This is a genomic window from Actinoallomurus purpureus (genome assembly GCF_024055795.1).
GTDB lineage: Bacteria > Actinomycetota > Actinomycetes > Streptosporangiales > Streptosporangiaceae > Actinoallomurus > Actinoallomurus purpureus.
In genome coordinates this window covers 31,566-56,906 of sequence record NZ_JAMXMY010000037.1, presented here as the reverse complement: position 1 = coordinate 56,906, position 25,341 = coordinate 31,566, and the positions used below count along the sequence as shown (strand labels likewise).

The window sequence follows — 25,341 nt, the reverse complement described above, 5'->3', positions numbered from 1 at the left end:
CGCACGATGCGTGCGGGCCGACTCCTCACCGAAGGACGTTGACATGAAGGGCAAGCTGATCACCGCAGTGCTTGCTGCCGCGTTGATGGCCGGCGCCGCCGCGTGTACTAACGACGCCGCCAGCGCATCCCCTGGCAAACACGCCAAGACCCACAAGGCGACGACGTCCCGCGTCATCACCGCCAAGGCGCACATCGACGGCACCAGCCGATACTTCCTGACGCTGAAGGGCAAGCGTCAGCCGGCGTCGGTGACTAAGCAGGCGTTCCGCCGTTGCGCTATCGACGACCGTTACCCGACCTGCGCGAACAAGTAACACACAACGAGCGAGGGCCGTCCTGAACCCGCACGCCACCAACGCGCGGAGGACGGCCCTCACCACCACGACCGCGACCCCTGAAGGGCCGCAGACACACCTCGACGACCCCGGAGGGCCGCCATGTCGATTATCCACCCCGACGCCGGCACCACCACCCACGGCGCCCAGACCGCCCTGTACTTCGAGCTCCTCGAAGCGGCCCGCGCCTCGATCGCCGCTGCCCGGCTCGGTGAGGCCGACCCGCTCATCCACGTGCGGCACGTCCTCGACGCGCACGGCCAGCTCCCGCCGGAGGGCATGACCCCCGTCCAGATCCTCGCGCTGACCCCGGCGGCAGCGGCATGAACGAGTACTTCGTCGTCCTCACCGTCCAGAACAACGAGGGACGGCGCACCTACGCCGGACCCCTCACCGGCGCCACCCGCCGTGACCTTTTCTTCCAGGCATTCGAGGCGCTCGGTATCGGGCCGGACTACACCGTCGTGTTCTTCTCCGTCGAACCGAACCAACTGGGCGGCGCGTCGTGATTCCCACCGCGACGACGCTCACCAGCGAGCTCGCCGCCGTACGGAATGAGCTCAGCCGCGTCGACGCGAAGTGCGGCACGCTGACCGCCCTCACCGGCGCCGGGATGCTCGCCCTGATCACGACGCTCACCGGTGGGAAAGCCCACCACGACGCGGCGTGGTGGTGCTCCTGGTTTGCGACGCTGTTCCTGGCCGCCGCGACGATCACGCTGCTGTCCGTGCTGCGGCCCCGCCTCGGCTCGACCGGGTTCCGTCGCTACGCCTACATGGACCCCGGCCAGATCCAGCGGCTCCTTACCGAGTTGCACCCGGCGGTCGTCGAGTCGGAGGACCTGATGGTCCTGTCGCAGATCGTCAATCGGAAGTACCTGGCGCTGCGCCGGGCCGTTGACCTCACCATGTTCGCCGCCGCCGTCATCGCGCTGGCGTTGGTCGTCGGGGTGGTCGCGTGACCGCTATCGACGAGCTGGCCGCCACCGCCGGCTTCCCGAATAGCTCCGAGGAGACCTTCCCCGGGACCCGCCAGGCCGTAGCCGACGTCCGCCAGTGGCTCAGGAAGCTACTCGACGGGGTGCCGGTCGACATGGATGACGTACTGGTCGCCGCCTCGGAGCTCGTTACGAACGCGGTGGAGTACTCCAACTCCCGCGGCGGATCGTTCCGGGTCATCGTCGGCCACAACACCGACTACGTGCAGGTCGTCGTGCTCGACGACGGGCCCCTGGCGGTGCCGCCGGACAACCACGGGCGGGACGGCGGCCGGGGACTGCTCATCGTCTCCCAGCTCGCGCAGGCCTGCGGCTGGGAGACCTACAGCACCGGCCGGATCGCCTGGTTCCGCATCCACCTGATCGGAGATCCGGAATGACCCTGACCGCGTTCCTCCGCCGACGCCGCGCCCGCCGCACCTACTCCCGGGCGTCCCACGCGGTCGTACAGATCCACGCCGAGCTGTACACGACTTCCGACCCGGCTACCCGGGCCGAGCTCCTCGACCAGTTCGCCGACATCGAGCAGGCCATGTCCCGCAGCTATCGGGCCGCGTTCGGCCCGGACCGGCTCCCGGGCGAGGGCTGCCGGGACATGGCAGAAGTCCACGCCGCGGCAGCGGACCTGGCGCTGATGCTCGCCGACACCGAACGTGCCCTCACCGAAGGGCCGCCGAACTCCACCGTGTTCCGGCGCCCCGGCTCCCGACCGGGCGAGGTGGAGACGTGGGAACAGCTGGCTGCCGCCCAGGACCGGGCGACACGCGCGGACCTCATCAACCAGCTCTACCTGTACGTCGCGCAGCGCGCCGGCGCGCAGGCCGCCTCCTCACTGGCCAGCCACGCCTACACCGAACGCGAGCTGGCCGCCGCCTCACACGACTTCGATCGACAGTCCTGAAAGGCACCGACATGCAGTCCATCGCTTTCGCCCCGCGCGCGGCCGCTGCCGTGACGCCGGAGGCGCTGCTTCACATCCTGTCCAGCAGCCACCCGGACCTGTGGGCCGAGACGCTGCCCGGTGAGACCCCCGAGAAGCTCGCGGCCCGCCGCGACGCGGCCGCCGACATCCTCGACGACCTCCTGGCCGAGGCCACGGATCTCTTGGACGAGGCCGCCGAGGGGGTGGCGGCGTGAGCACCGCGACAACCCTCGACCTGTTCCGGCTGACTGCCGCCGACAAGAAGATCCTGCTGGCCGCCGCCGACATCATCGAGATGAACGGCTGGTGCCAGGGCGACTTCCTCGACTACGACGAGCTCGACGCGGCACACCGCCAGGGCATCGAACTCCCCCTGTCCGCGTGCGCCGTCGACATCTACGGGGCGATCAACATCGCCGCGAACGGAACCCCGAACCGCCTCAGCGAGCCGGGTGACCACGCCGTCGCCGTCCTGGCCGCCTACCTCGGCGTCCCGGCCGGCATCTGCGGCGTCGGCGGCTGGAACGACGACCCGGACCGTACGGCCGAGCAGGTCATCACCGCGCTCCGTGCCTGCGCCACCGAGCAGGAGGTGGCGGCATGAAAGGGCCGCGCCCGTGGGGGCCGGTCCGCTCCGCGCTCACCATCTTCGTCGCCCGCGTCGCGGTCATCGCCGCGCTGGTCGGGCTCATCTACCTGCTGTTTATCCGCTAGCTGCTGATCCGGAGACCCGACATGAACCTCCTGTACCTCAACCGCTGGCGTGCCCGCCGCGCCTACTGGCGCGCCGACAAGTTCGCCGGCCGCTGCAGCGCCGACCTGTACGCCATCACCGACCCCCTGCACCGCGCCGAGCTGCTCGACCGGTTCGCGGACGCGGAGCAGGCCATGGCCCGTCTCCACCCCGCTGCGTTCGGGCCCGACCCCCTCGAGGACGAGGGCGGCCGGGACCTCGCCACGTCCATCGCCTCCTCCGCGGCGCTGCTGCTGATGCTCGCCGCCAGCGAACGCGCCGCGATCGACCCCGAGGAGGGATCGCGGTACGCGTTCTGGTGCCTCACCGAATGGATCACCACCTGCGATGAGCTGGACCTGTGGGCGAAGCTCGCGGCCACCCGGGACCGCCACGACCGTGCCGACCTGATCGACCGGATCTACGTGCTCGCACGTGAGCGGGTCGGCGGGCAGGCCGCCGAGGTGCTGTCCTGCCACGCCGCCACCGAACGCGAACTCGCGGCCGCCGAAGCGTCCGGGCGGCCCCCGAAGGCGCCGAAGACGCTGTCGTCCTGGTGGGCGGTCACCACGGTGGTCCTCATCGCCGCCGGCGCGGCGCTGCTCACCCACACCCTGTTCCCCGCCGGATGGATGCGATGACCACCACGAACGAACAGCCCCCCACCCCGCCGCCCGACGCCGAACAGCAGTGGGTGCCCGCCCCGGAGCCGGCCACGGCCCGGCACCGCAGCGAATCCGACGACAACGGCGATGAGGACCGCGGTCACCCGGTCGGTCACTGGATCACCGGCGGTACGTCAGGGCTCGGTGTCGCCGGCGCCGAGCTGTGGCACGCGTTCGGGATGGCCGGTCTGGCTGTTGGCGGTGTGGTCACGGCCGCGCCCGCTGCGGCGTACGGCATGTACAAGCTCCGCGGCGACGGGAAAAACCGTTCGCCGTTCGGGAAGGGCGGCCGCGGGCAGGGCCTCGGCGGCCGCCGGTCGAGTGCGCGGATGGGCTCGGTCGGGCTCGGCAAGGGCAAGGGCCCGAAGCTGACCGGGGGTCGCGGCGCGAAGCTCGGCGGCGGGAAAGGCACCCCCCTGGGTAAGGGCGGCGGCCCGAAGCTGGGCAAGGGGACCGGGCCGAAGCTCGGGAAGGCGGGCGCCGCCCTCGGCGGCAAAGGCGCGAAGCTGTTCGGCGGCCGCGGATCCAAGCTCGGCGGTAAGACCGTTGGGAAGGGCACCGCCGGCCGGGCTGGGTCCGGTACCACCGGGCGCGGGAACCGCGGCGGGGCGGCCGGAAACGCGGGCGGCCGCTCGAGTGCCGGCGGCGCCAATGTCAGGACGCCCAAGACTCGGCTCGGCCGGGCCGCGCACGCTGTCGGCCGTAAAGCAGCCGCCGCGGCGGCCCGTACGAAGACCGGGCAGCGCGTCACGAAAGCCGTGCAGGCCGCGAAGGGCGCGTCGGCAGGCGGCAGTAAGAGCGGCGCCGGCCGGTGGTCGCGATGGAACGCCGCGCGGCGGGCGGCCCGCGCCCGCCTGTCGAAGTCGAACAACCCGTTCGTGCGGCTGTTCGCCGCCCCGGCCGCCGGGCTGCTGGCGCTGCTCGCGATGTTCCACGAGCGGTGGAAGCGCCAGCGCGCCGAGAAAGCCGAGGACGAGACCACCGAGGAGACAGCGGCCGATCCCGACAAGAAACCCGCAACCGAGCCCGAGAAGAAGCCCGAAGAGGCCACGGCCGACAAGCCCCGGCACTGCCAGTGGTGCGGACGCCGAATCGACAAGGGCCAGGACCAAGAAGTCGTCCTTCACGGCTTGCCGTTCAGGGTCTGCCTGACCTGCTTCACGCGCCGCAGCGAAGCACTACGACAGCAGGCCACCCCGACCCCGGACTCCACCCCGGAGCCCGGTCAACCGATCCCACCGAGGAGAACGATGACGAACCAGTTCCCGCTCGCCGACGCCACCGCGCAGGTCGAAGCGGCCGCCGCCCGCTACTGGCCGCAGACCATGTGGCAGGTCGACCAGGACCTCGAGCAGATCCACCTGCTGCCCGAGGCCCTGGCGAACGCGGTCCAGGCCTACACCAAGACCCTGCAGGCCGCCTACCCCCTCGACCGGGTCGTGGTCGAGGCGCTGTTCCGCATGTACACCGCGCTCGGTCAGGTCGCGGTGTCCTGCATGGACATCTCGAAGCTGTTCAAGGACGTCCACGCCGAGGACATCAAGCGCCGCACCGCGCCGCGTATCGGCGAGGACAAGTGGAACGTCTGACCAACCCCTGACCACTACGGAACGAAAGGAGGGGACCGGTGGGCACCACCACCCAGCCCCGAAAGGCGGACCTGTCGCTGAACCCCCGCGGCACCGTGTCCGCGACCGCAGAGGCCGCGATCGGGCTGGCCGGGATAGCCGCGCTCGGCAGCGACATCGCGCACATCAGCCCCGTGTGGGGTGCGATCGGCGCGGTCGGCGGCGCGCTCGGCCACCTGGTGGTCGCCCGCCATCACGCGCTCACCCCCGGCGCCGTCGTGTACCGGCTCGGCTGCTGGGCCGGTGCCGGCGGCTGGCTCACCTGGGCCCTGGCCACCCACGAATGGTGGAAACCGAACGGCCTGGCCGCGCTCGCCGTGGGCGCGGCCGGCGCCGGGCTCTCGGCACCGCTGGCGGGCCGCACCCGCGACAACGCCCAGCCCGGCCGGGCGCTCGTGCTGCGCTCCGCCGCGCGGACCGGCCAGGAATGGGAGTCCCGGTTCCGGCGCGTCTGCAAGGTCAGCGTCGAGGTCACCGCCATCAAGCAGTGGCCGACCGGCGCCGGGTTCGACGTGCACGGCAAGCTCCCGCCCGGCGGAGCGACCGTCAAGAACCTGCAGGGGTTCGCCGACGCGCTCGCCACCGACGCGGACCTGCCGGACGGCTGCGGGATCGAGTTCGAGCGAGGGCAGACGCGGGCGACGTTCGTCGCCCACGTATCCACGGTGAACCGGCTGACCGAGACGATCGACTACCCGGAGGACTACTCGCCCCGGTCGATCTACGACCCGATCGACCTCGGCGAGCACCGCAACTCCTCGCTCGCCACCGTCGAGCTACGGGAGGACTCAGCGGTCGTCGTCGGCCAGAAGCGCTCCGGCAAGTCCAACACCCTCGACATCCTCACCGCAGGGGTCGGACGTTGCCGGGACGCGCTGGTGTGCCACCTGGACATGAACGGCGGCGGTATCTCCCAGGTGTGGCTTCACCCGTGGCTGGAAGGCGTCACCGACCGCCCGGCGATCCTGTGGTCGGCGGCCACGGCCGAGGAAGCGCTGTACATGACGACGGTGCTGCTCGCCATCGCCAAGCACCGCAAGTCCGCGTACCGGAAGTTCAAGGTCACCTCCGACAGCAAACTGCTTCAGCTGTCGGAGGACCTGCCAGAGATCGTCATCGTCGTCGACGAGGGCGCCGAGGTTCTGGGCAGCGGAGCGAACGCCGACCCGATCCTGCGGCAGGTCCGCAGCAACATCGAGGAGACCCAGCGGATCGGCGGCAACGAGGGCGTCAACGTCGTCCCGTCCGGCCTGCGCGCCACACAGGACGTGATCGCACCTGCGGTCGTCAAGCAGTCCAGGGTCCGCATCGGGATGCTCGTGCAGGACCAGGAGGAGCTTGCGTACCTGTTCGGGTGGCAGCACCGGTCCGCGATCGACCCGGCGGACCTGTCCGGGAAGGGGTCGGGGTTCATCGCGACGGGCGCGGTGACGCCGAAGCCGTTCAAGGCGTACTACATGAAGCCGTCGCAGATCACCCGCGCGGCGGTCGCTATCGCCCGGCAGCGCCCCGAGCTTGATGCCTCGTCGGCGGCGGTCGCCGACGGGGAGTTCGAGTTGGACATGGGCGGCCGGAATCCGGTCCGCGTGTCCGGGCTGTACTCCGGTCGCCTCGACCGGATGCGCCGGACTTTCGGTGAGCTGGCCGAAGGCGAGGGTGTCGACGAGGCCCCGACCACGATGGAGGTCGCGATACCGGAGCCGGCTGAGGTCGTCCCGGTGGCGGACCGGCCAGCGCTGTGGCTGGTCGGCGGGAACGCCGCGGACTGGCCGTCGGTCACGGACCTGCGCGCCCAGACGGAACCGGTCGACGTCAGCGATGCCGCGGCGTGGCCGCCCATCGGAACCCGCGCGGCCAACGCGACCGAGACGGCGCCGGCCGGGGTGCTGACCCAGGCCCAGCCGATCCCGGAGATCCTCACCCGGGCGCTCGCCGCGTTCGACGAGGCTGACATCACCAAGATGCATTCGGAGACGCTCGCCGCCGAGCTTGACATGACCTCGACGACCGAGTTGTCGCGGCTGCTCGTGCAGCTCGACGTGCGGGCCCTGCCGGAGGCGTTCTACGTCGCGGGGAAACGAGCCCGCGGGTACGCGCGCGATGACCTCGAAACCGCTGCCGCGCGGGTCGCCCGCGGCGAGCAGGAGGTGCCCGACGAGGTCGCCGAGTGGCCCGCCGCATGACCCGACACGTGTGGGTCGCGGATAGGGGGTCTACGGGCCCCAGACCCCCGAAAACGGGGGGTATCCGCGACCCCCACACACCCACACGCAAGCCTCGTTTCCGCAGGCCAACCCCCGGATGCGGTGGCCGTGTAGGTCACACACCCACACAGGCGACCACAGCACCTACACGTGGCACCCACACGTGTAGGTCCATCCAGCCGATACACCGCACATGAAAGGAGTCTGCGGGACCATGCCGGACGCCCCTCGGACTGCCCTGGATGACGACGTCGCAGCCGCGCGGCAGGCACTGGACGCAGTCGCCGCTGGCGAGCCCGTCATCCCGTGGGAGGACGTCAAAGCCCGCCTCGACGACGCCGACACGGCGTCTGCTTGACCCCCACCCGACACGACGAAAGAGGACACGATGAACACGACCGACACGGCCGTCGACACGACCCGTGCCGACACGGCTGACACCGTGTCGGACACGGTTCCCGACACGGCCACCATGACACGACACGACCGTGTCCGATGGCCCCGCCGCTGGCCCCTCGCGATGCTCGCCGCACCGGCCGGCGTGGCGACCTGGTCCGGATGGGTCGGACTCGGCGGACTGACCGGCTTCGGGAAGGTCCACCCACTCCCCGGGATCTGGGACGGCTTGACCGTCAACTCCGCGATCACCCTGCCCGTCGGCGTTGAAGCGTACGCCGCGTTCGCCTTGTCGGCGTGGCTGACGAACGCCCCGCTGAGCAAGGCGACGAAGGGATACGCCAAGGTCAGCGCTATCGCGGCGCTGGTCCTGGGGATGCTCGGGCAGATCGCCTACCACCTGCTGCAGGTCGCGCATGAGGCGAAGGTTTCGGCATTCGCGGAGCGACACCACGTGACCGTGCAGCAGGCCGCGACGGCGATTCCGGAGTCCGCGCCGTGGTTGATCACGACACTCGTCGCATGTCTTCCGGTGCTCGTTCTGGGCGCTGGCGCGGGCCTGGCGCACATGCTTCACCGGGATCGCGCGGCCGTGTCCGACACGGTCGTGGACACGACCCGGAACACGGCCCCCGACACGGTTCCGACCGTGTCGGAACCCGCTCCGGGCACCGTGTCGGACACGCCTCGGAACCGTGTCGAGGACACGACCCGATACGTGTCGAGCACCGTGTCGAAACCCGTGTCCGAGACCGTGTCGGACACGGCCCCGGCCCGCGTCGAGAACACGATGCCCGACACGACCGCCGACACGGTTCCGCCCGTGTCCGACACGGCTCAGAACACACCCACGGACACGACCCCGGACACGGAAGACGTCAACGAGTACGTCCGCAGGATGGCCGATCAGGAGCGAGCCAGAAAGCGTGAGGAAGACCAGAACCAGCGCCAGCGGAAACCCGCGAAGCACCGTGGGAAGCCCGTCGACCGGAACGAGCTGGCCCGCCAGATCTACGACGAGCACATGACCGAGCACGGCACTCCGCCAGCGGTCGCGGAACTGATGCGTCAGCTGAAGGCGGCCGGTCACCCGACGGGGAACAAGACCGCGGCCGCGCTCCTGAACGGCATGCGTGAGCACCCGCTCCGCCTCGCCCAGTAGGACACAGGCCCGCCGGGCAGACGCTCGGCGGGCCACCCCAGACACCCCGAGAGGAACTTTCTGATGAACGCCAAGCTCGCCACCTTCATCCGGGCGCTGGGCCGTGTCGAAGAGCCCCGCACCGAGATCAGCATCCCCGAGCCGACCACCATCGGAACCGGGCCGTACCGGCTCTTCGACGACTCCGTCCTCACATCGATCACCGCGCGGCGCCTGAAGTCCCTCACCGCCGCGATGGCCTCCGCCGGGCATGAGGACCCGACGCACTGGTTCACCCTCCCCTGGCACCCGGACGAAATCTTCTTGTCGCTGAACCATTACTACGATCCGGGCCGAGGCAAGGTCCGGTGGAAGATCGAAGGGCCCGGCGTCGCTGCGGAGCTCGAGGACCTGCTCGAGCAGAAGCGCGCCGCGGATGAGCAGGCGAAAAGAGCCGAGGCCCAGAGGCAGGCCGAGAATTGGGAGAAGTGGCGGAAAGAAGACGCGAAGAGGGAAGCCCAGCGGGCCGCTGAGGAGGCCGCGAAGCCGCGGCTGGTCATCAGCTACCTCACGCGTGTGGGCGAGGCCCTGGGCGACGCGCACCTGGCCGTCGAGGTCGTCACGCGGCCCGGCTACCGCGACCGCACCGACCACACCGAGACCGTCGCGACCTGCAAGACGTGCGGCGAGTCCCACACCGTGGAGTGGAACGGGGCTGGTTGGGACCACCAGAGGTGGATGAACGATCAGTTCGACACGGACGGAAAGCTCTCCACGCCCAGGGCCCAGAAGTGGGCGCGCGAGCACGCCGGCGAGTGCCGCGCGATGCCGCCCAACTCCTGACCAACTCCTGGCCCACTTCGAACGTACGCGGCCCCGGTGCGCGAACACCGGGGCCGCTCCAGACATCCGAGAGGAACCCTGATGGACGCCTTCATGCTCGCCCGCCGCGCGATGTTCCGCACCGGCACCCGACTCCCCCAGACCACCACCGTGGAGCAGGAGCCCACACAGCCCGACGGCGATCCGCCCCTGATGCGGTTCCTGACCGTCGGCGGTGCGGTCGTCGAGCTGCGGTCCAAGCGCTTCAAGACCAGATGGCACCCGGCGAAGGGCCGGCCGGACGCCGTCGTCGAGCTGCGGTCCAAGCGCTTCAAGACCAGATGGCACCCGGCGAAGGGCCGGCCGGACGCCGTCGTCGAGCCGTACGAGGTCGACGGGTTCGCCTGGGAGTGCCTGGGCTGCGACGCGTCCGGCCGAGACTCCCGCTCGTACGCCGGCGACTACCTACCGCGCGAACGCGACGAGGCCCGCGACGATGCCAACGACCACGCGAGCGCCTGCCGGGCGATGCCCAAGCCGACCACCGCCTGACCATCCCGAACGTACGCGGCCCCGGTGGTGACGCACCGGGGCCGCGGCCTCCCCCTCACCTGGAATCGACTCCCTGGAGGGACAGACCGTGTCCACCATCATCCACTTCCCGATCCAGAACTGCAGACGCCCGGGCGCCGATCCGGAGGCATGGTTCCCCGACGCGCCCAGGACCAAAGTGGCCCGCCTCGCGTACGAGGCGGACGCCCGGCAGCTGTGCGCTGGCTGCCCGCTCACCGACGCGTGCCTGGAGCGCGCGCTCGAGCGGAACGAGCGACACGGGATCTGGGGCGGCACCACCCCGGGGCAGCGCCGGCGGATGCGTCGCCTGGCGGTGGCGTCGTGATCGACTTTGAGCAGCAGCCCGACGGCACCCAAGACACCACGCGAGTCGCCGAGTGGCACGTCATCTGCAACGTTTGCCGCAGGAAGCGGCCGGCATCCAAGGCGTCGCGGTGGCTGTTCCCTCTGCCGCCGTGCGACGCGAACTACTGCGAGCGGTGCGAGCGGCGGATCGCCCGGCAGCTCATCACGCAGGCGGGCCGGAGTGATCCGGTGGCGTGGCTGGTGGGGTGGGTGCGGTCGTGGCGTGGCCGCCGCGCGGATCGGGCGTACACCGAGGACCCGTTCGTATGACCCCAGGTATTCGAACGCCCCCGGCACGGGATTCTGTGCCGGGGGCGTTCGTGTCTCTGGAGGTCTACCTGCGCACGCAGTGACCCACCGGCAGGCCGAGCAGCTCACACGGCCGCACCAAGGCCACCGGCGACGGCAACACCCCACGCACATGCCGGACCGGCCGTGGCCGCGGCACCACGACCGTGACCGGCAGCGAACTCGACGACGTGCGTTCCACCGGCACCACCGACACCGGCGACGACGAGGCCACCGGCGAGGTCGGCGTGATGGCCCTCGAGCGGGGCCGCGCCAACACACTCCCCGGCGGGCCAGCCGCCGGACGGCTACCAGCCTCACGCGACACCGGACCCGGAGCCGGACGCACTGCATCCGGCCGCTCCACCGGCCCAGGCAGAGGCAACGTCGACCCGGCCAGCACCAACACCAGCACACCCGCCGCACCCACCAGCAGCATCACCCCGAGTGCCGCCGCCGGCGTGTACAGCACTACGTTCCGGCGGTGCTCACGCCAGGCCTTCAGCGCGGCCCGCGTCAGATACTCCTCGGCCACGCTCCCGGCCGGGACGGCCACGTCCAGGATCACGACTAGGCGGCGACGGCGGTCGATCCGGACGATCCACCAGCAGTTCGGTGGTAGTGGCGCGCGGCGCTGCAGGGGCTTCACGATTCGCTACGGCGGATCGCATCCCGGACCGCGTTGAGGTCGATGAGGGTTCCGTCGCGGACACCGGCGATGGCGTTCTCGCCGGTGATGGGCACCGACCGGACCGGCCCGTCAGGGACGGCCGGCCGGAACGGGGTCCCGCATTTGTCGAGGACCTGCCCGAAATTGCTGGCTTTGATGGCGGTGTCGACCTCAGTGCGGAGGATGTCGAGGTCACGGTGGTAGACGCTGCGGTTGGAGACGGCGACGATCGCGATGGTGATGCAGATCGCTGCGCCGATGATGGCGTCGTGGAGGTGTTCGTCCCAGGTGTTGGCGACGCTGATCGCGACGGTTCCCCAGGCCGCTGCGATGACGCCGATGCTGGCGAGTTGTTGTGGTGTGCGCATCCCCGCTCCTTCACGCGTGCGGTCACGTGCTCGTCTGGATCGGGTGCCCCCAGGATGCGGCCGGTATGTTCCGTCCGCATTTGCCGATCCTGCGTGACCAGTGTGTTGCTCTGTGTCCGTATATGCCTACGACTGTGACGGAGGGGACGCAAGGGGGGATACGGGGATGTCACTAACAAACGTGGGTGTCTGGTTGTTATCGAAGCGCTTCAGTTTCGGTCAGGGGCTCAGTCAGCTCGCCTGCTCCTCGTTCAACCGCTGGGCCTGATCCCGGATGCCATGGGCGGCGGCGAGCAGCGTGTTGATGAGTATGGCTCGCTGCTCCTCGCTGAGGTTCTCCAGCGACTCGATCTCGGCGATCACCGAGGCGACCTCTTGGGGTAGTGCGCCCTTGGGTAGCTGTTCAGCGCTCGGTTTCTGCGCCTTCTTGGCCTCGCGGGGCCTGATCGGTTCCTCGCCGTTGAGGATGCGCTCGCAGGTGCCGTCGGCCAGGCCGAGGGCGCGGTCAAGGCCGCGCAGGGTCCGCCGGTAGGGACGGCTCTTGAAATCCCCCTTGCGCAGGGCGTTGACCGTCACGACATCCACGCCTGCTTCGTCGGCGATGCGTTTGTAAGACCAGCCGGGTTGGGCGGCACGGTCCTCGATGGCCTCGGCGAGCCGGGCCTTGTGCGCGGGGTCGACGCTTTGCGGGGTGCTCACGTTTACACATGATGGCCTACAGATCTCTACAGGTCCACACAGACTTAGGTAAGCCTCCGGAAAATTACACCGAGATAACCCAAAAGTCAGGGGCCCCACCTGCACGAGATCTCTGAGAGAAACCCCTTGGTAACTCTAGAGATCTGTAGAGATCTGTACTAGCGTTTCGGTCATGGCGAGACAACCTGCAGACGGGACAGAGATCCGGCGCCTACGCATCGAAGTGCACGACCTCTCCATGGACGAATTCCTCAAGAAGCTCGCCGACCAGGGCGTCATCCGCCACGCCGACACGATCCGGAACATCGAACTCGGCCACACCCAGCCCAGCGACAAGCTCCTCAACGCCATGGCCCGGGTCTTCGACGCCCGCCGCGAAACCCTCCTGCTGCGCCCCGCGCCCCGCACCTCCAGCGCCGACCGCAAGCCCGAGCAGTAACGGGCTCCCGGCGCCTCCCCGCCTCGCGCCGGCCACCACACCTCGACCCCGTACCACCCGAGGAAGGACAGGGCCCATGACCGAACCCACCCCGTTCCAGCCCGAGACGCTCCTGACACCCGGCGAAGTCGCCGCCGCCTTCCGCGTCGACGTCAAGACCGTCGGCCGCTGGGCCAAGGCCGGGAAACTCCCCTCCATTTGGACGCCCGGCGGCCGCCGCCGCTACCCCGCCGCCGCCGTCCAAGACCTCCTGAACGGCGCCGACCCGCACCGATGACCAGCATCGAGATCACAAGCCCAGGTGTTTACGACGGAATCCCCGAAGCCGCGTACCACGCTGACCCGGTGCCCGGCGGGAGCCTGTCCTCCAGCGGCGCGCGCAAGCTGCTGCCGCCGTACTGCCCGGCCATCTTCCGGTACGAGCGGAACCACCCGCCCGCACCCACGAAGGCCCTGGACCTCGGCACCGCCGCGCACAAGCTCGTACTCGGCGCCGGGCCCGAGCTGGTGCGCATCGACGCAGACGAGTGGCGGACCAAGAAGGTCAAGGCCAAGGTCGCCGCCGTCCGCGCCCGGGGGGCCATCCCCCTCAAGCCCGCCGAGTACGACCAGGTCCACGCGATGGCCAAGGCCCTACGCGAACACCCCACCGCCTCGGCACTGTTCCACCCCGACTCCGGCCTGCCCGAGCAGTCCCTGTTCTGGCAGGACGGCCTCACCGGCATTTGGCGGCGCGCACGCCTGGACTGGCTCCGCAACGCCGGGCCCGGCCGGTACATCGTCCCGGACTACAAGACCTGTGCCGCCGCCGACCTGGAAAGCCTGCGGCGCACGCTCCAGTCGCTCGGCTACCACTGCCAGGCCGACTGGTACCTCGACGGTGTCCGCGCCCTCGGCGGCCCGCCGGACGCTGAGTTCGTCTTCGTCTGCCAAGAGAAGACGCCTCCCTTCCTCGTCAACGTCATCGAGCCCGATGCGATGGCGATGCGGATCGCCCGCGACCGGAACCGGCAGGCGATCGAGACCTACGTCGAGTGCGTCGCCACCGGCCACTGGCCTGGCTACGGCCAGAACGTCGAGCTGGTCTCCCTGCCCCGCTGGGTCGAGCACGAATACCTCGCGGAGGTGGACGAGTGAAGAAGATCCCGCTCTCCCGTGGCCTCGTCGCCCTCGTCGACGACGAGGACTACGACCGGGTCGTCACCGTCGGCAAGTGGTACGCGAACCCGAGCGACCGGACCTTCTACGCCCGCAAGAACTTCTGGCGTGACGGCCGATGCACCTCGATCCGGATGCACAACCTGATCACCGGTTGGCCGTACGTCGACCACATCAACGGCAACGGTCTCGACAACCGCCGCGCGAACCTCCGGCCGGCCACGCAGGCCCAGAACGCGAAGAACCGGCGACGCCGCTCGGACAACACCTCCGGCTTCAAAGGCGTGTCGCGGCACAGAGACCGGCGGCGCTGGGCAGCAGCGATCTACATCGCAGGCAGACGCCGTCACCTCGGCCTATTCAACGACCCCACCGACGCCGCCAAGGCCTACGACGCCGCAGCCAGCAAGGCGTTCGGCGAGTTCGCCCACCTCAATTTCCCAAAGGAGAACGCGTGAGCAAGGCCGAAATCCAGCGAACCGCGATGCCACAGCTCCCGGTGCCGGGCCGCGTCGGGCAGGGCACCGCCGTCGAACAGTCCCGCGCGGTCGCCCAGGTCCACGCCATGATCCTGGTCGCCCAGCAGTGCCCCCGCGACGTGCAGACCGCCAAGGCGCAGATGGAGGACTCCTGCCGCCAGATGTACCTGGCCGAGCGGGCGTTTTATGAGTTCCGGCGCGGCGGATCCCCGGTGTCCGGCCCGTCCATCCACCTGGCCCGCGAACTCGCCCGCTGCTGGGGCAACGTCGAGTACGGCCTCGTCGAGATGCGCCGCGACGACGACTACGCCCAGTCCGAGATGCAGGCGTTCGCCTGGGACGTGCAGACCAACACCCGCAACTCCAGCACGTTCGTCGTCCCCCACAAGCGCGACAAGCGCGGCGGCCCCGAGCGGCTGACCGAGATGCGCGACATCTACGAGAACAACGCCAACAACGGCTCCCGCCGCGTCCGTGAGGCCATCTTCGCCGTCCTCCCGCCCTGGTTCATCGAGCAGGCCAAGGACCTGTGCGCCAAGACACTGGAGAACGGCGGCGGCATCCCGCTGGCCAACCGCATCACCGAGGCGATCGAGAAGTTCGCCGAGCTCGACATCTCCAAGAAGCGACTGGAGGAGCGGGTCGGCTCCCCCTCGTCGGAGTGGACCGCCCGCGACGTCTCCCAGCTCGGCGTCACCTACTCCAGCATCACGCGCGGCGAGATCCGCAAGGACGAAGCGTTCCCCACGCCCCAGCTCTCCGCCGAGGACATCACCACCCCGCCCCCCGGCCCGGCCCCCGCCACGGACGCGCCGGCCGGGCGGCCCTGGCCGCCGACCCGCACCCCGGGCGGTGAGTGATGGCCATCGACTGGAACGAAGCCGCCGACGCCGTCTGCGCCGACCTGATGCGGTTCTCCCTCTACCGCGCCCTCGGCATGGACTGCAGCCAGGCCGCCGCCCGCATGAACATCACCGAGCGCCTCGCCCAGCGCTACGAGAACGCGATCACCGCGCTCATGACCGACCTGCAAGCCGACCCCGCTGGTCGCCCGCGCCCCTGGCCGCCGTTCCCGTCCCTGGCCGCCGTCCCCACTACCGGATCGGAGAACACCTGATGGACGCCCGAGAACCCGTCGCCCAGATGTGGGCGCACGCCCGCACGCACCGCGAACAGGGCGCGCAGCTGCGCGCGCAGGCCGAGACCGTCATGGCCGAGGCGCAGGCGAAGGCACAGCAGTACCTCGCCGATATGACCGCGCAGTTCAACGCGATCATCACGCAGGCCGAGGAGCAGACCGAGCTCGAGACCTGGTGGTCGAAGAAGGCGGCCGAGGCCGCGGTGGAAGCCGGCCTGCCAACCGAGCCGCCGACCACCGACCAGACCCGGTCCGCGCCCGCGCAGGAAGGGGCACGGCCGTGATCACCAAGTGGGGCGCTCACCTCTGCGCCGGGCCCGGCAGCGACACCACCGACGACATCGGCTACGAGGACACCCCCGAAGCCGCCCAGAAGCTCGCCGTCCAGTACCTCACCGACCGCGGCCAGCACCACCCGGACGCCACCTGGCTGGCGCACGGATCCCACCGGTTCATCCTGACCGGCCCCGACGGCCAGCCCGTCCACGCCGTGTCCCGTGGCATCACCATGCAGGTCATCGTCGCGGACAAGGACGTCCCGGAGCCCCGGCCGTGATCGCCGCCCTGACCATCGTCGCCGTCACGGCCGCGCTGCTCGTCGGTGTCTCCGTCGCCGCCGCGAAGTGGCCGCTGCAGCCCGGCCGGCACGTCCGCCCGTACGGCACCCGCCGTGCTCCCCACCGCGCACCGAAGACACACCACGCCCTTCCGAGGACCGCCTCATGACCGCTCTCATCGCCATCGCCGCCGCCTTGCCGACCATCGTCACCGGCGGGATCGCCGCCGTCACCTACCGGCTCGGCCACCGCCGCGGCCGCCGAGCCGGCTTCGCCGACGGATACGGCCAGCACCGCTTCGACGCCGCCATGGACGCCGCCAACCCCGACCCCGAGGTCCTCCTAGTCGGCAACGACAACAGCGACCTGCGCATCGTCACCGACATCCTCGTCGAACACGCCCACGAAGGCTGCGACGACAGCGGATGCCACGGCACGCCCCGCGAGGTGTACGAGGACCAGGCCCGCGCCATCCTCACCGCGCTCGCCGACAGCGGGCACCGGCCCGGCGAACTGCTCGCCACCGGAGGCGGTGGCGACCGGTGATCGAACTCGTCGCCAAGCACCCGCTGTACGCCCTCGCCGCCAGCCCCCTCCTGGGCGTCATCGCAGGCCTTGCCTACCTGGGGTTCGAGATCGTCTCCGCGTTCCGGCGCGGCCCCGTCGACGCCGATCAGGAGCAGACCGTACGGCCGGAGACGGACCGGTGAACGCCGCCGACATCGAGGTGAAGTACGGCTACACCCTCCGCGACCTCCAGCAGATGACCAATGCCGCGACGATCGCCGACCGGTCCCTGGCCATGGATTACACAGAGCGCCGGGACATCGCCTGGTCCGCGATCGCCGAAGCCCTGTGCTCCGCACCGCACTGGCCGAAACGCTCCGAGCTCATCCAGGCCGGCTGGCAGGCCATCTACAAGGCAATCCGCGAGGAATACCGGCAGCACGGCCGCGCCGACCGCTCCGGACACTCCGAGCTCGCCACCGCCCCGAACTTCCTGAAGTACTGGATGAACCGGGCGACATCGTCGCCGGAGAACCCGATCGTCGAACGCCTCGCCGTCAACCAGGTCGTCGACACGCTCCCGCCCCTCTACCGCAACGCCGTCATCGCCCTCGCGGTGCATGAGGACTACGTGCTGGCCGCCGAGTCCCTCGGCATCACCTACAAGGCTCTCGGCATCCGGCTCAGCAAGGCCCGGCGGCAGCTGCTGCGCCTGTGGTTCGAAGGTGAAACCCCGCCGAGCGTCCGTTACATCGACCGGCGCGTTCGCGCCCATGGCAGCGAGCCCGCAACGCACTGCTCGCGCGGGCATGAGTGGACACCGGAGAACACGCGGATCCGCCGCCGGAAGGTCCGTGGCGGCATGCGCATCGACAGGGACTGCCGGGCGTGTGAACGCAACCGGAAGGGCGTACCCCAGGCGGTGGGCGCATGACGGCCGCCGACCAGACTCCCGCTGGGGCATCCGTCCCGGCGGGCCCCGCCCGCACCTTGACCGTGGAGCTCCCCGCTGGCCTGCCGCTGATCAACGCGAACCGCCGCATCCACTGGATGCGCCGCGCCGAGCTCACCAGGGCCCTGCGCACCGCCGCGTACCTCCTGGCGATCAAGGCCGACATCCCGCACCTGAACCGCGCCCACATCGTCGCCGAGTACAGGCCGCCGGACCGGCGCCGCCGCGACGTCCACAACCTCTTCCCGTCCGCGAAGGCCGCCATCGACGGCCTCGTCGACGCCCACGTCCTGCACGACGACTCCGACCGGTACCTCGTCGGCCCGGACATGCGCATCGGCGACGTCGAGAAGAGCGGGCGGCTCGTACTGCACATCACCGAGCTGGAGGTGACCCCGTGACGCTCAGCCTCATGGATTGGTTTTGCGGCGCCGGTGGCTCCTCGCAGGGCGCCCACGCCGTGCCCGGCGTCGAGGTGACCCGCGCGGCGAACCACTGGGAACGCGCGATCGAGTCGCACGCCGCGAACTTCCCCGACACGGACCACTACCGCGGCGACATCCGCGAAGCCCCCGTCGACCGCTGGCCCGTCTGCGACCTGTTCTGGGCCAGCCCCGAATGCCCGCAGTGGTCGAACGCCCGCGGCAAGAAGCGCGACTTCTCCACCAGCCTGCAAGACGACCTGTTCGGCGAGACCGCCCCATCGGAGGAGGTCGAGCGGTCCCGCGCGCTCATGGAAGAGGTACCGCTGTACCTGCGCGGCGTGCAGGACCGCGGCGGTCTGATCCTTGCGGGTGTCGTCGAGAACGTCGTCGACGTCGATGCGTGGGATCAGAGTCCCCGCTGGCGCGGCGAGATCCACAAGCTCGATTACTACACACACAAGATCGCTATGAACAGCATGCACGCCAGTCCGGTCAGGACGCACCGGACGCCGCAGTCCCGCGACCGCTGGTACCTGGCTTACTGGCATAAGAGCCTCAAGCGGAGGCCGGACTGGGATAAGTGGCTGCGCCCGCACGCCTACTGCCCGACCTGTGACGAGTTCGTGCGGGCCATGCAGGTCTTCAAGACCCCCGGCCGCGACATGGGTCGGTACCGGCAGCAGTACGTCTACCGGTGCCCGCGGGTCGCCTGCCGCAACGCCATCCTCGAGCCCGAGGTGCTGCCCGCGGCCGTCGCGATCGACTGGTCACTGCCGGGCCAGCGGATCGGCGACCGGGCCAAGCCCCTCGCGCCGAAGACCATCGCCCGCATCGAGGCCGGCCTGGAGAAGTTCGCCCGGCCGATGGTCGTCCCCGCGGGCGGCACCTGGCGGAACGATGCGACGAGCGTCACCGACCCCATGCCGACCCGCACCACCCGGGAGAACGACGGCCTCGCCGTCCCGCCGCTGCTGATCCCCGTCGAGGGCCGCGACGGCAAGGAACCCGCGTCGGCGAACGCGCCACTACGCACCCAGACCGCCAGGAACGAGACCGGCCTGGCGTGGCTTCCGTACATGGTGGAGCTGCGGGGCGGCAGTTCGGACGCCCGGTCCATCCTGGACCCGACGGCGTCCGTCACCGCGTCCGGCAACCACCTCGGCGTCGCCGCCCGCGACTGGCCCGCCATGATCATGCGCAACAACGGCAGCAAGGGCGACGGCGGCGAGCACTGCACCAGCGCCGACGAGCCGCTGCGGACCCTGACGACGGCCGGCCACCAGTCCCTCATCACCTGGGAGCACCTGCTCATCCCGTACTACGGCACCGGCACCGCACGGTCCGTCCGGGAGCCGATCGGAACGCTGTCGACCCGCGACCGGTACGCACTCGTCAAAGGCGACGTCGACATCAACGACGTGCTGTTCCGGATGCTTGAGCCGCACGAGATCGGCCGTGCCATGAGCTTCGCCGACCAGTACGTCGTGCTCGGCAACAAGAGAGAGCGCGTGAGGCAATACGGCAACGCCGTCACGCCCAACGTCGCCGAGGTCATCGTCTCCGCCCTCGTCGAGGCCATCACCGGCGAAGACCTGGAGACGGTGGCGTGACCATCCGGCCCAGGCACCCGGTTGTCGTGCAGCTCCGCGACGCGCGGAAACGCGACCGCCTCACCCAGGCGGACGTGGCCGTCCGTATCGGCTGCACATGGGCCGCCGCCCTCGGCTACGAGCTGACGCTGAAGCGCCTGCCCCGGGTCACGGACCCGGGGTGGGCCCGCGAGATGGGCGAACCACCACGCCGTCCCGCTGAAAAGCCGGCCGCCGCGCCCACGCAGCAAGCGCCTGAACCGTTCGCGCCTCCCGCGCTGCGCACACCGCGCGCGATCCCTTGGCGCCCCAGTACACCACCACGACCCGCCCGGAACCACACCCGAGGAGGCCACAGCGTGACCACCAACATGCTGAACACCTACGCCGCCGATGCCGGCGCCATCCACCTTGACCGCTGGGCCTCCCGCGCCGCCTGCAAGGGCAAGGAACACGTCCTGGAATCCCGGACCGCCGACGGGCTCATCGACCGCCTCCCCGACGGGCGCCCCAACGAGAACCCCGCCCGGGTGCTCTGCGCCTCCTGCCCCGTTGAGACCGAGTGCCGCGAGTGGGTCCTCAACCTGCCCGAGCGAGCCGACCCAGGCGGGATCCGCAGCGGCCTCAACGAGAACCAGCGCAGGCGCGAACGCCGCCGCCGCGCCCTGAAGACCCCGGCGAAGCCCAAGCGGCCCGTCCCCGCCACCAAGGCCTGCGAGAAGTGCGGCGAGACGAAGAGCGCCGACGACTTCTACCGCGAGAAGACCCGCGACGGCCTGTCCAAGAAATGCCGGCCCTGCTTCCGCGCCGAACGCCGCGAGCGCCGCCGCCGCGGCGCCGCGCAGCGCACCCCCGCCCGCCAGCTCAGCACCGAGCCCGCCCCGCTGAGGAAGACCGCATGAGCCGCCGCATCATCTTCTGTGACCGCTGCGGCAACGAAGGCCAGCACGGCGGCTACACCTGGTGCCGCGCCTGCCACTCCCGCTGGGAACGCGCTGGCCGCCCCGCCTCCGGTCCACCACCCAAGCGAAACGGCCGCGTCGGAGAGTACGCCGAACTCACCCGCGACCAGCACTACACCCTCGTCAACGCCGCCGCCCGCATGGGCATCAGCGAACGCACCGCCTGGCGCTACGAAGCCCGCCTCCGCGCCGCCGGAATCCCACCTGCCACCTACCAGTCCGGCCGGCTCGGCGTCCACGCCACCGCTCACGCCGCGGCTGCCTGACATCAGCACGACCAGGAAGGACACCGCGCGATGGCTCAGCGCAAGGAAGCCCGGATCTTCGTCACGATCTGGGACGACGCCATATTCCGAGCGCATTCGCCGGGTGCCCAGCGGATGTACCTGTACCTGCTGTCACAGGTCGACCTGTCCTACTGCGGCGTGATCCCGCTGCGCGAACGACGCTGGGCCCGCGACGCCCGCGGCCTCACCGTCGACCAGGTCCTGACCGACCTCGAAGCCCTAGCCGAACCCTTCCGGGAAGGGTTCGGCGAAGGGTCCCCGGAAGAGGGTGAACGGCCCCTCCTCATCATCGACGACGAAACCGGCGAAGTCCTCGTCCGATCGCTCATTCGCAACGATCGGATCTGGAAGCAACCGAACCTGCTGAAGAGCGCCAGGGAGTCCGCGAGCGTCGTCCGCTCGACCCGGATCAAGGCCGCGCTGATCGAAGAACTGCAGCGTCTCCCGCTGCACGAGGTCGCATCCTCGCAGATCAACGCCATCGTGCACGGATTCATCGAAGACCTGCGGCGCGGACTCCCCGCCCCACCTCCGAACCCTTCGCCTAAGGGTTCCGTGAACCCTTCCAGCAACGGTTCCGGCACCCCATCGCCTAAGCCTTCACAGGGGATAGGGGTACAGGTAGTAGATAAGGACTCCCCCTATCCCCAGGAACCCCCTCCCCCCGGCGACCCTTCCGCCAGCCCCGCCGCCGCACCCACCGCGTCGGCCGGCGTTCAAGCGGAGGAGGAGGGGGAGCCCTCCGGGCAGACCACAGACCTCGCGCTGATCGCTCAGGTCCGCGAGATCCGCCCCGACTGGACCACCCGCTCGATCGCCCGCGCGCTCCACCACCCGAACGTGATCGAGCGCCCCACGTCCCTTCGCGGCCCCGCGATGCTCGCCATCGCCCACGACCAGAAGTCCCAGCACCCCGGCCGGCTCGCACACGACGGCCCCTGGTGGACCATCCGCCCCGCCGCAGAGCGCCCGGCCCGGCCGCAGTGGTGCGGAGCCTGCGACCCCGACACCCGCCTCGTCGGGGCCGACCACCCGCGCCGCTGCCCGAACTGCCACCCCCTCCGGAACGAGGCAGCCTCATGACCGCGGACCAGGACAAAGCGCGTGAACGGGCGGCCCGGGACCTCGCCCGCCGCCTCGAACACGTCACCCTCCTCGCCGATCCCCTCGCGTTCGCCCACACCTACTGGGCCGACGCCGCGAACAGCGGCTGGCGGTACCTCCCCTCCGCCGCTGCGCCACCCCGACCCGCCACCGACCCCGAGACCGCCCGCACCGTCAGCAAACGCGGAGCCGACCTCGCCCGCGAACTCCTCGCGAAGAAGGACCAAGCCGGGGACACCCAGGAAAGGACCACCCAGTGACCACCGTCTACGTCTCCATCGGCAACAGCGACGACAAGCTGCGCCAGGTCGACTGGAGCCTGTTCGTCAATCGCACCGTCCGGCTGATCCGCGTGTACGGCGGGGTGATCCACGGCGAGTGGTACTCCCTGCCCCACCACCGGTGGCAGAACGCTTGCATCTGCTTCGAACCGATCGCCGGCAGTGCCGACCGCATCAAGGAGCAGCTGGCCAAGATCGCTGCCCGCTTCGGCCAGGACTCCATCGCCTGGGCCGAGGCGCCCGAGACCCAGTTCATCACCGGCACCGGTGAGGCCACGAGTGCCCGCTGACGACCGCCCCGCCTGCGGCACCGAAGCCGCCTACCGCACCCACCTCGCCGCCGGCGAGGACTGCGAGACCTGCCGCGAAGCGCACAACGAGCGGGCCCGCGGTGACGACAAGAAGCGTGCCCGGTCCCGCGCGCAGAGCCGCGCGCTCAAGGCCCTCGCCCGCTGCTTCCCCATCGAATACAACGCGCTCTACCAGCAGGAACTTGCCAAGGAGACCACCGATGTCGAGTGACGACATGCGCGACCGGCTCATCGCCGCCCTGCTCGCCTCCTGGTCCATCGCCGACGACCCCGTCAGCCAGGCCATGGCCCGCAAGGCGGCCGAACGCGACGTCGGCACCATGCTCGCTGCGCTCGAAGCCCACGAGGTGATGGGCGACGTCGAAGACGCCCTCGGCTACGTCATCGAGACCAGCGAGCACGACACCAGCCGCTTCCAGCGCGCCTACCGCGCCCTGTTCCCGAACGCACCGACGGAGACCGACGATGAGTGACATCTGGACACGCGTCGACGAGGCGATCGACACTGATCCGCTTCAGCTCCGGGACATCGTGGCCGAGGTGCTGAGCCGCGCCGAGCGGGCCGAGCAAGAGGCGGAGCGGCTGCGCGGCGAGCTGGCCACGGCGCGCGAAGAACGAGACCTCGCCATCGCACACGACCGGCAGCCGTACCCGACCGCGTGGGCGTACGAGCAGGCGTGCAAGGCGTTGGAAACGCAGCGCCAGCGCGCCGAGCAGGCCGAGGCCGAGCGAGACGCGGTGCTGAAGACTGCCGTTGAGCACGCCGAAGACCGGGCCAAGGCGCTCGAAGAACTGGACGATCTGAAGGCCGAGCGAGACGCCGCCCACGCCGCCATCCGCAGCGCATTCAAGCGGCTCCACTCACTGCACCTCTTCGGCGCCACCAGCGAGCAGACCAACCGCTTCCACCGCGAGATCCTCGCCACCCTCCAGGCCGCCCTGGACGCCCCCAGCGGCGCGGACAGCCACCAGGACGCCCGAACGCCTGTTCCCCCGGACGCGGAGCCGCCCCACCCGCCCCACGACGCCCAGGAAGCCGCTACGCCGCATCGGCCTCGCTGGCGGCGCGGCCCCTCCGGCTACGTCCGAGACATGGAGGCCGACCTGTGAGCGACCTGACCACGTGGCTGATCGAGATGATCGGCCGCCGCACGCCCCCGGCCGCCGAGCCCAAGCCCGACCCGGCACCCGCTCCTAAACCCGTTGAAACCCCGACACCGACGGAGCCGACCCGCAGTACCGCGAAGCAGCGCTGCTCGTGCGCAGCGGCAACCGCTCAACCGCCAGCGCCACCGGAGATGCCCCGCCGGACCTCGACCGACGAGTACGCCATCCGTGACGACCTCGCCGAGCTCACCGGGATCGTCGGCTCGCCCCTCATCGCGGCCCGGGAGAAGTTCACCCCCGAAGGCGCTCGCGCCAGCCACCACGCCCGTCTCCGCCTCATCGAGGCACACCGCCGCGAATACGTCGCGCTGTTCACCGAGGAATGGGCTACTGCGCACGACGAGGAGTCCTGCCGTGGCTGACGACCTGCGCAAGCGGATCGCGAGACGACTCGGCGAGGCATGGCCAGACCTCGCCGAGGATCCCGTCTACCTCGACCAGCTCGCAGCACAGACCGTGTCCGTCCGTGACCACGAGCTGGAGCGGTTGCGCGCGAGCCTCGACCGCGTCATCCAAGGTCGCACAGAGGCCCAGCTTGCCCGGAACGTTCAGCGCCTGCGCGCCGAGCGGGCCGAGGCAGAAGTGCAGCGACTCGCGGATTTCGGAGTGAAGGAGCGAGAACGCCACGCAGCCGAGCTGGCCAAAGCGCGCGCCCGCCTGGAGGGCGCCGAAATCGAGCTCGCGAACTGGCGGCTCGCCCGCTCCAAGCTGAGCCGGTGGTGGGAGTGGCCGCTCGTCCAGTGGTGGTGGTACCGCCAGTACAAGCGAGCCGACCGGCGCGCCCTCCGCCGCGAGTGCGCCGAGCTCCGCGCCCGAGAAGGCGACCGCTGATGGCCGCCGTGGGCGCGCCGATGTTCCACCACGCCATCGGCCCCGGCGACCTGTGCAACGGCTGCGCATCCGCCGGCCGAGTCCTCATCCACCCGAGGCAGCGCGTACGCAAGGTCAGGCTCGCCGGACTCGGACGCGTCCAGGTCTGCCCCGTCTGCGACCAGCACCCCAACGTCGCCCCGTCCTGGAGACACATTCGCAAGGAGATCCGGTGATCAACGGCCACGACCACGCCGAGCCCGTCCCGCTGGCGGTCAACGACGTCCCCGCCGCCACGGCCGCGTTCATCCGCGTCCTGACCGTCGTCCTGCTCATCACGGCCATCCCGCTACAGGTCGCCCTGTGGCGCTGGGCCCTCTGACCACG

General features: G+C 70.3%; 45 protein-coding genes. 42 read left to right on the top strand and 3 right to left on the bottom strand.

The features are described 5' to 3' along the window. The 16 genes from NE236_RS41690 to NE236_RS41615 all read left to right on the top strand — a co-directional run. A partial coding sequence (locus NE236_RS41690; protein ID WP_252847848.1) for a hypothetical protein occupies window positions 1–316 on the top strand: 316 nt, incomplete at its 5' end. A 123-nt stretch (window positions 317–439) separates the two neighbouring features. Then, window positions 440–664: a hypothetical protein gene (locus NE236_RS41685; RefSeq protein ID WP_252847847.1), complete on the top strand. Its 225-nt coding sequence runs from the start codon at window positions 440–442 to the stop codon at window positions 662–664. Then, the gene (locus NE236_RS41680) at window positions 661–846 is read left to right on the top strand and encodes a hypothetical protein (RefSeq protein ID WP_252847846.1); all 186 of its coding nucleotides are present in this window, start codon (window positions 661–663) and stop codon (window positions 844–846) included. Before NE236_RS41685 ends, NE236_RS41680 begins: the two co-directional genes overlap by 4 nt. Next, complete coding sequence (locus tag NE236_RS41675) at window positions 843–1,298, top strand: Pycsar system effector family protein (protein ID WP_252847845.1); 456 nt, start codon at window positions 843–845, stop codon at window positions 1,296–1,298. Before NE236_RS41680 ends, NE236_RS41675 begins: the two co-directional genes overlap by 4 nt. Next, entirely contained in the window at window positions 1,295–1,714 is a 420-nt protein-coding gene (locus tag NE236_RS41670; RefSeq protein ID WP_252847844.1) for an ATP-binding protein, read from the top strand. Before NE236_RS41675 ends, NE236_RS41670 begins: the two co-directional genes overlap by 4 nt. Beyond that, window positions 1,711–2,235 (top strand): hypothetical protein, encoded by a 525-nt coding sequence (locus NE236_RS41665; RefSeq protein ID WP_252847843.1) that lies wholly within the window; start codon window positions 1,711–1,713, stop codon window positions 2,233–2,235. The genes NE236_RS41670 and NE236_RS41665 overlap by 4 nt, the downstream gene beginning before the upstream one ends. 11 nt (window positions 2,236–2,246) lie before the next feature. Further along, window positions 2,247–2,471: a hypothetical protein gene (locus NE236_RS41660; RefSeq protein WP_252847842.1), complete on the top strand. Its 225-nt coding sequence runs from the start codon at window positions 2,247–2,249 to the stop codon at window positions 2,469–2,471. Continuing rightward, a complete protein-coding gene (locus tag NE236_RS41655) occupies window positions 2,468–2,860 on the top strand; it encodes a DUF6197 family protein (protein WP_252847841.1) in 393 nt (130 codons plus the stop codon). The genes NE236_RS41660 and NE236_RS41655 overlap by 4 nt, the downstream gene beginning before the upstream one ends. Before the next feature lie 131 nt (window positions 2,861–2,991). Next, window positions 2,992–3,630 (top strand): hypothetical protein, encoded by a 639-nt coding sequence (locus NE236_RS41650; protein WP_252847840.1) that lies wholly within the window; start codon window positions 2,992–2,994, stop codon window positions 3,628–3,630. Beyond that, complete coding sequence (locus tag NE236_RS41645; protein ID WP_252847839.1) at window positions 3,627–5,243, top strand: hypothetical protein; 1,617 nt, start codon at window positions 3,627–3,629, stop codon at window positions 5,241–5,243. The genes NE236_RS41650 and NE236_RS41645 overlap by 4 nt, the downstream gene beginning before the upstream one ends. Before the next feature lie 38 nt (window positions 5,244–5,281). Continuing rightward, window positions 5,282–7,465, top strand: a complete 2,184-nt coding sequence (locus NE236_RS41640; RefSeq protein ID WP_252847838.1) for a DUF3631 domain-containing protein — start codon at window positions 5,282–5,284, stop codon at window positions 7,463–7,465. Window positions 7,466–7,874: 409 nt separating this feature from the next. Continuing rightward, a complete protein-coding gene (locus NE236_RS41635) occupies window positions 7,875–9,044 on the top strand; it encodes a hypothetical protein (RefSeq protein ID WP_252847837.1) in 1,170 nt (389 codons plus the stop codon). Between the two features lie 63 nt (window positions 9,045–9,107). Further along, window positions 9,108–9,866, top strand: a complete 759-nt coding sequence (locus NE236_RS41630) for a hypothetical protein (protein WP_252847836.1) — start codon at window positions 9,108–9,110, stop codon at window positions 9,864–9,866. A gap of 81 nt (window positions 9,867–9,947) precedes the next feature. Beyond that, window positions 9,948–10,397, top strand: a complete 450-nt coding sequence (locus NE236_RS41625) for a hypothetical protein (protein WP_252847835.1) — start codon at window positions 9,948–9,950, stop codon at window positions 10,395–10,397. 88 nt (window positions 10,398–10,485) lie between these two features. Continuing rightward, window positions 10,486–10,743, top strand: a complete 258-nt coding sequence (locus NE236_RS41620) for a WhiB family transcriptional regulator (protein WP_252847834.1) — start codon at window positions 10,486–10,488, stop codon at window positions 10,741–10,743. Further along, a complete protein-coding gene (locus NE236_RS41615) occupies window positions 10,740–11,033 on the top strand; it encodes a hypothetical protein (protein ID WP_252847833.1) in 294 nt (97 codons plus the stop codon). The genes NE236_RS41620 and NE236_RS41615 overlap by 4 nt, the downstream gene beginning before the upstream one ends. Window positions 11,034–11,097: 64 nt before the next feature. Here the strand turns inward: NE236_RS41615 and NE236_RS41610 are convergent, their stop codons facing one another. From NE236_RS41610 to NE236_RS41600, 3 genes are all read right to left on the bottom strand, one after another. Then, complete coding sequence (locus NE236_RS41610; protein WP_252847832.1) at window positions 11,098–11,700, bottom strand: hypothetical protein; 603 nt, start codon at window positions 11,698–11,700, stop codon at window positions 11,098–11,100. Then, entirely contained in the window at window positions 11,697–12,089 is a 393-nt protein-coding gene (locus tag NE236_RS41605; RefSeq protein WP_252847831.1) for a hypothetical protein, read from the bottom strand. The genes NE236_RS41610 and NE236_RS41605 overlap by 4 nt, the downstream gene beginning before the upstream one ends. Window positions 12,090–12,320: 231 nt before the next feature. After that, window positions 12,321–12,788 carry a hypothetical protein gene (locus NE236_RS41600; RefSeq protein ID WP_252847830.1) on the bottom strand — a complete coding sequence of 156 codons (468 nt, stop codon included), beginning with the start codon at window positions 12,786–12,788 and terminating at the stop codon, window positions 12,321–12,323. 238 nt (window positions 12,789–13,026) lie between these two features. Between NE236_RS41600 and NE236_RS41595 the strand changes: the two genes are divergently transcribed. The 26 genes from NE236_RS41595 to NE236_RS41470 all read left to right on the top strand — a co-directional run bounded on the left by NE236_RS41595 (window position 13,027) and on the right by NE236_RS41470 (window position 25,336). Next, window positions 13,027–13,227 (top strand): hypothetical protein, encoded by a 201-nt coding sequence (locus NE236_RS41595; RefSeq protein WP_252847829.1) that lies wholly within the window; start codon window positions 13,027–13,029, stop codon window positions 13,225–13,227. A 76-nt stretch (window positions 13,228–13,303) separates the two neighbouring features. After that, a complete protein-coding gene (locus tag NE236_RS41590; RefSeq protein ID WP_252847828.1) occupies window positions 13,304–13,504 on the top strand; it encodes a BldC family transcriptional regulator in 201 nt (66 codons plus the stop codon). 68 nt (window positions 13,505–13,572) lie between these two features. Continuing rightward, entirely contained in the window at window positions 13,573–14,364 is a 792-nt protein-coding gene (locus NE236_RS41585; protein WP_252847827.1) for a PD-(D/E)XK nuclease-like domain-containing protein, read from the top strand. Continuing rightward, a complete protein-coding gene (locus tag NE236_RS41580; RefSeq protein WP_252847826.1) occupies window positions 14,361–14,843 on the top strand; it encodes an HNH endonuclease in 483 nt (160 codons plus the stop codon). The genes NE236_RS41585 and NE236_RS41580 overlap by 4 nt, the downstream gene beginning before the upstream one ends. Continuing rightward, entirely contained in the window at window positions 14,840–15,724 is an 885-nt protein-coding gene (locus tag NE236_RS41575) for a hypothetical protein (RefSeq protein ID WP_252847825.1), read from the top strand. Before NE236_RS41580 ends, NE236_RS41575 begins: the two co-directional genes overlap by 4 nt. Continuing rightward, window positions 15,724–15,981, top strand: a complete 258-nt coding sequence (locus NE236_RS41570; protein WP_252847824.1) for a hypothetical protein — start codon at window positions 15,724–15,726, stop codon at window positions 15,979–15,981. Before NE236_RS41575 ends, NE236_RS41570 begins: the two co-directional genes overlap by 1 nt. Further along, a complete protein-coding gene (locus tag NE236_RS41565) occupies window positions 15,981–16,286 on the top strand; it encodes a hypothetical protein (protein ID WP_252847823.1) in 306 nt (101 codons plus the stop codon). The genes NE236_RS41570 and NE236_RS41565 overlap by 1 nt, the downstream gene beginning before the upstream one ends. Next, on the top strand, window positions 16,283–16,558 hold the full coding sequence (locus NE236_RS41560; protein WP_252847822.1) for a hypothetical protein: 276 nt from the start codon (window positions 16,283–16,285) through the stop codon (window positions 16,556–16,558). Before NE236_RS41565 ends, NE236_RS41560 begins: the two co-directional genes overlap by 4 nt. Continuing rightward, complete coding sequence (locus NE236_RS41555) at window positions 16,555–16,728, top strand: hypothetical protein (RefSeq protein WP_252847821.1); 174 nt, start codon at window positions 16,555–16,557, stop codon at window positions 16,726–16,728. The genes NE236_RS41560 and NE236_RS41555 overlap by 4 nt, the downstream gene beginning before the upstream one ends. Beyond that, window positions 16,725–17,105, top strand: coding sequence for a hypothetical protein (locus NE236_RS41550; RefSeq protein ID WP_252847820.1), 381 nt, complete (start codon window positions 16,725–16,727; stop codon window positions 17,103–17,105). Before NE236_RS41555 ends, NE236_RS41550 begins: the two co-directional genes overlap by 4 nt. Continuing rightward, a complete protein-coding gene (locus NE236_RS41545) occupies window positions 17,102–17,269 on the top strand; it encodes a hypothetical protein (RefSeq protein WP_252847819.1) in 168 nt (55 codons plus the stop codon). The genes NE236_RS41550 and NE236_RS41545 overlap by 4 nt, the downstream gene beginning before the upstream one ends. After that, a complete protein-coding gene (locus tag NE236_RS41540; RefSeq protein ID WP_252847818.1) occupies window positions 17,266–18,000 on the top strand; it encodes a sigma-70 RNA polymerase sigma factor region 4 domain-containing protein in 735 nt (244 codons plus the stop codon). Before NE236_RS41545 ends, NE236_RS41540 begins: the two co-directional genes overlap by 4 nt. Continuing rightward, window positions 17,997–18,419 carry a hypothetical protein gene (locus tag NE236_RS41535; RefSeq protein WP_252847817.1) on the top strand — a complete coding sequence of 141 codons (423 nt, stop codon included), beginning with the start codon at window positions 17,997–17,999 and terminating at the stop codon, window positions 18,417–18,419. Before NE236_RS41540 ends, NE236_RS41535 begins: the two co-directional genes overlap by 4 nt. After that, entirely contained in the window at window positions 18,416–20,053 is a 1,638-nt protein-coding gene (locus NE236_RS41530) for a DNA cytosine methyltransferase (RefSeq protein WP_252847816.1), read from the top strand. Before NE236_RS41535 ends, NE236_RS41530 begins: the two co-directional genes overlap by 4 nt. Beyond that, on the top strand, window positions 20,050–20,934 hold the full coding sequence (locus NE236_RS44845; RefSeq protein WP_252847815.1) for a WhiB family transcriptional regulator: 885 nt from the start codon (window positions 20,050–20,052) through the stop codon (window positions 20,932–20,934). Before NE236_RS41530 ends, NE236_RS44845 begins: the two co-directional genes overlap by 4 nt. Next, on the top strand, window positions 20,931–21,260 hold the full coding sequence (locus tag NE236_RS41520) for a hypothetical protein (protein WP_252847814.1): 330 nt from the start codon (window positions 20,931–20,933) through the stop codon (window positions 21,258–21,260). Before NE236_RS44845 ends, NE236_RS41520 begins: the two co-directional genes overlap by 4 nt. Window positions 21,261–21,290: 30 nt before the next feature. After that, window positions 21,291–22,364 carry a hypothetical protein gene (locus NE236_RS41515; RefSeq protein ID WP_252847813.1) on the top strand — a complete coding sequence of 358 codons (1,074 nt, stop codon included), beginning with the start codon at window positions 21,291–21,293 and terminating at the stop codon, window positions 22,362–22,364. Further along, window positions 22,361–22,645: a hypothetical protein gene (locus tag NE236_RS41510; RefSeq protein WP_252847812.1), complete on the top strand. Its 285-nt coding sequence runs from the start codon at window positions 22,361–22,363 to the stop codon at window positions 22,643–22,645. The genes NE236_RS41515 and NE236_RS41510 overlap by 4 nt, the downstream gene beginning before the upstream one ends. Then, a complete protein-coding gene (locus tag NE236_RS41505) occupies window positions 22,642–22,956 on the top strand; it encodes a hypothetical protein (protein WP_252847811.1) in 315 nt (104 codons plus the stop codon). The genes NE236_RS41510 and NE236_RS41505 overlap by 4 nt, the downstream gene beginning before the upstream one ends. Beyond that, window positions 22,946–23,188: a hypothetical protein gene (locus NE236_RS41500; RefSeq protein ID WP_252847810.1), complete on the top strand. Its 243-nt coding sequence runs from the start codon at window positions 22,946–22,948 to the stop codon at window positions 23,186–23,188. The genes NE236_RS41505 and NE236_RS41500 overlap by 11 nt, the downstream gene beginning before the upstream one ends. After that, entirely contained in the window at window positions 23,178–23,450 is a 273-nt protein-coding gene (locus tag NE236_RS41495; RefSeq protein WP_252847809.1) for a hypothetical protein, read from the top strand. Before NE236_RS41500 ends, NE236_RS41495 begins: the two co-directional genes overlap by 11 nt. Beyond that, window positions 23,443–24,087, top strand: a complete 645-nt coding sequence (locus NE236_RS41490; RefSeq protein ID WP_252847808.1) for a hypothetical protein — start codon at window positions 23,443–23,445, stop codon at window positions 24,085–24,087. The genes NE236_RS41495 and NE236_RS41490 overlap by 8 nt, the downstream gene beginning before the upstream one ends. After that, window positions 24,084–24,506, top strand: coding sequence for a hypothetical protein (locus NE236_RS41485; RefSeq protein WP_252847807.1), 423 nt, complete (start codon window positions 24,084–24,086; stop codon window positions 24,504–24,506). Before NE236_RS41490 ends, NE236_RS41485 begins: the two co-directional genes overlap by 4 nt. Continuing rightward, entirely contained in the window at window positions 24,499–24,975 is a 477-nt protein-coding gene (locus NE236_RS41480) for a hypothetical protein (RefSeq protein WP_252847806.1), read from the top strand. The genes NE236_RS41485 and NE236_RS41480 overlap by 8 nt, the downstream gene beginning before the upstream one ends. Next, entirely contained in the window at window positions 24,975–25,190 is a 216-nt protein-coding gene (locus NE236_RS41475) for a hypothetical protein (protein WP_252847805.1), read from the top strand. The genes NE236_RS41480 and NE236_RS41475 overlap by 1 nt, the downstream gene beginning before the upstream one ends. Then, window positions 25,187–25,336, top strand: a complete 150-nt coding sequence (locus tag NE236_RS41470) for a hypothetical protein (protein WP_252847804.1) — start codon at window positions 25,187–25,189, stop codon at window positions 25,334–25,336. Before NE236_RS41475 ends, NE236_RS41470 begins: the two co-directional genes overlap by 4 nt. Window positions 25,337–25,341 lie beyond the last annotated feature (5 nt).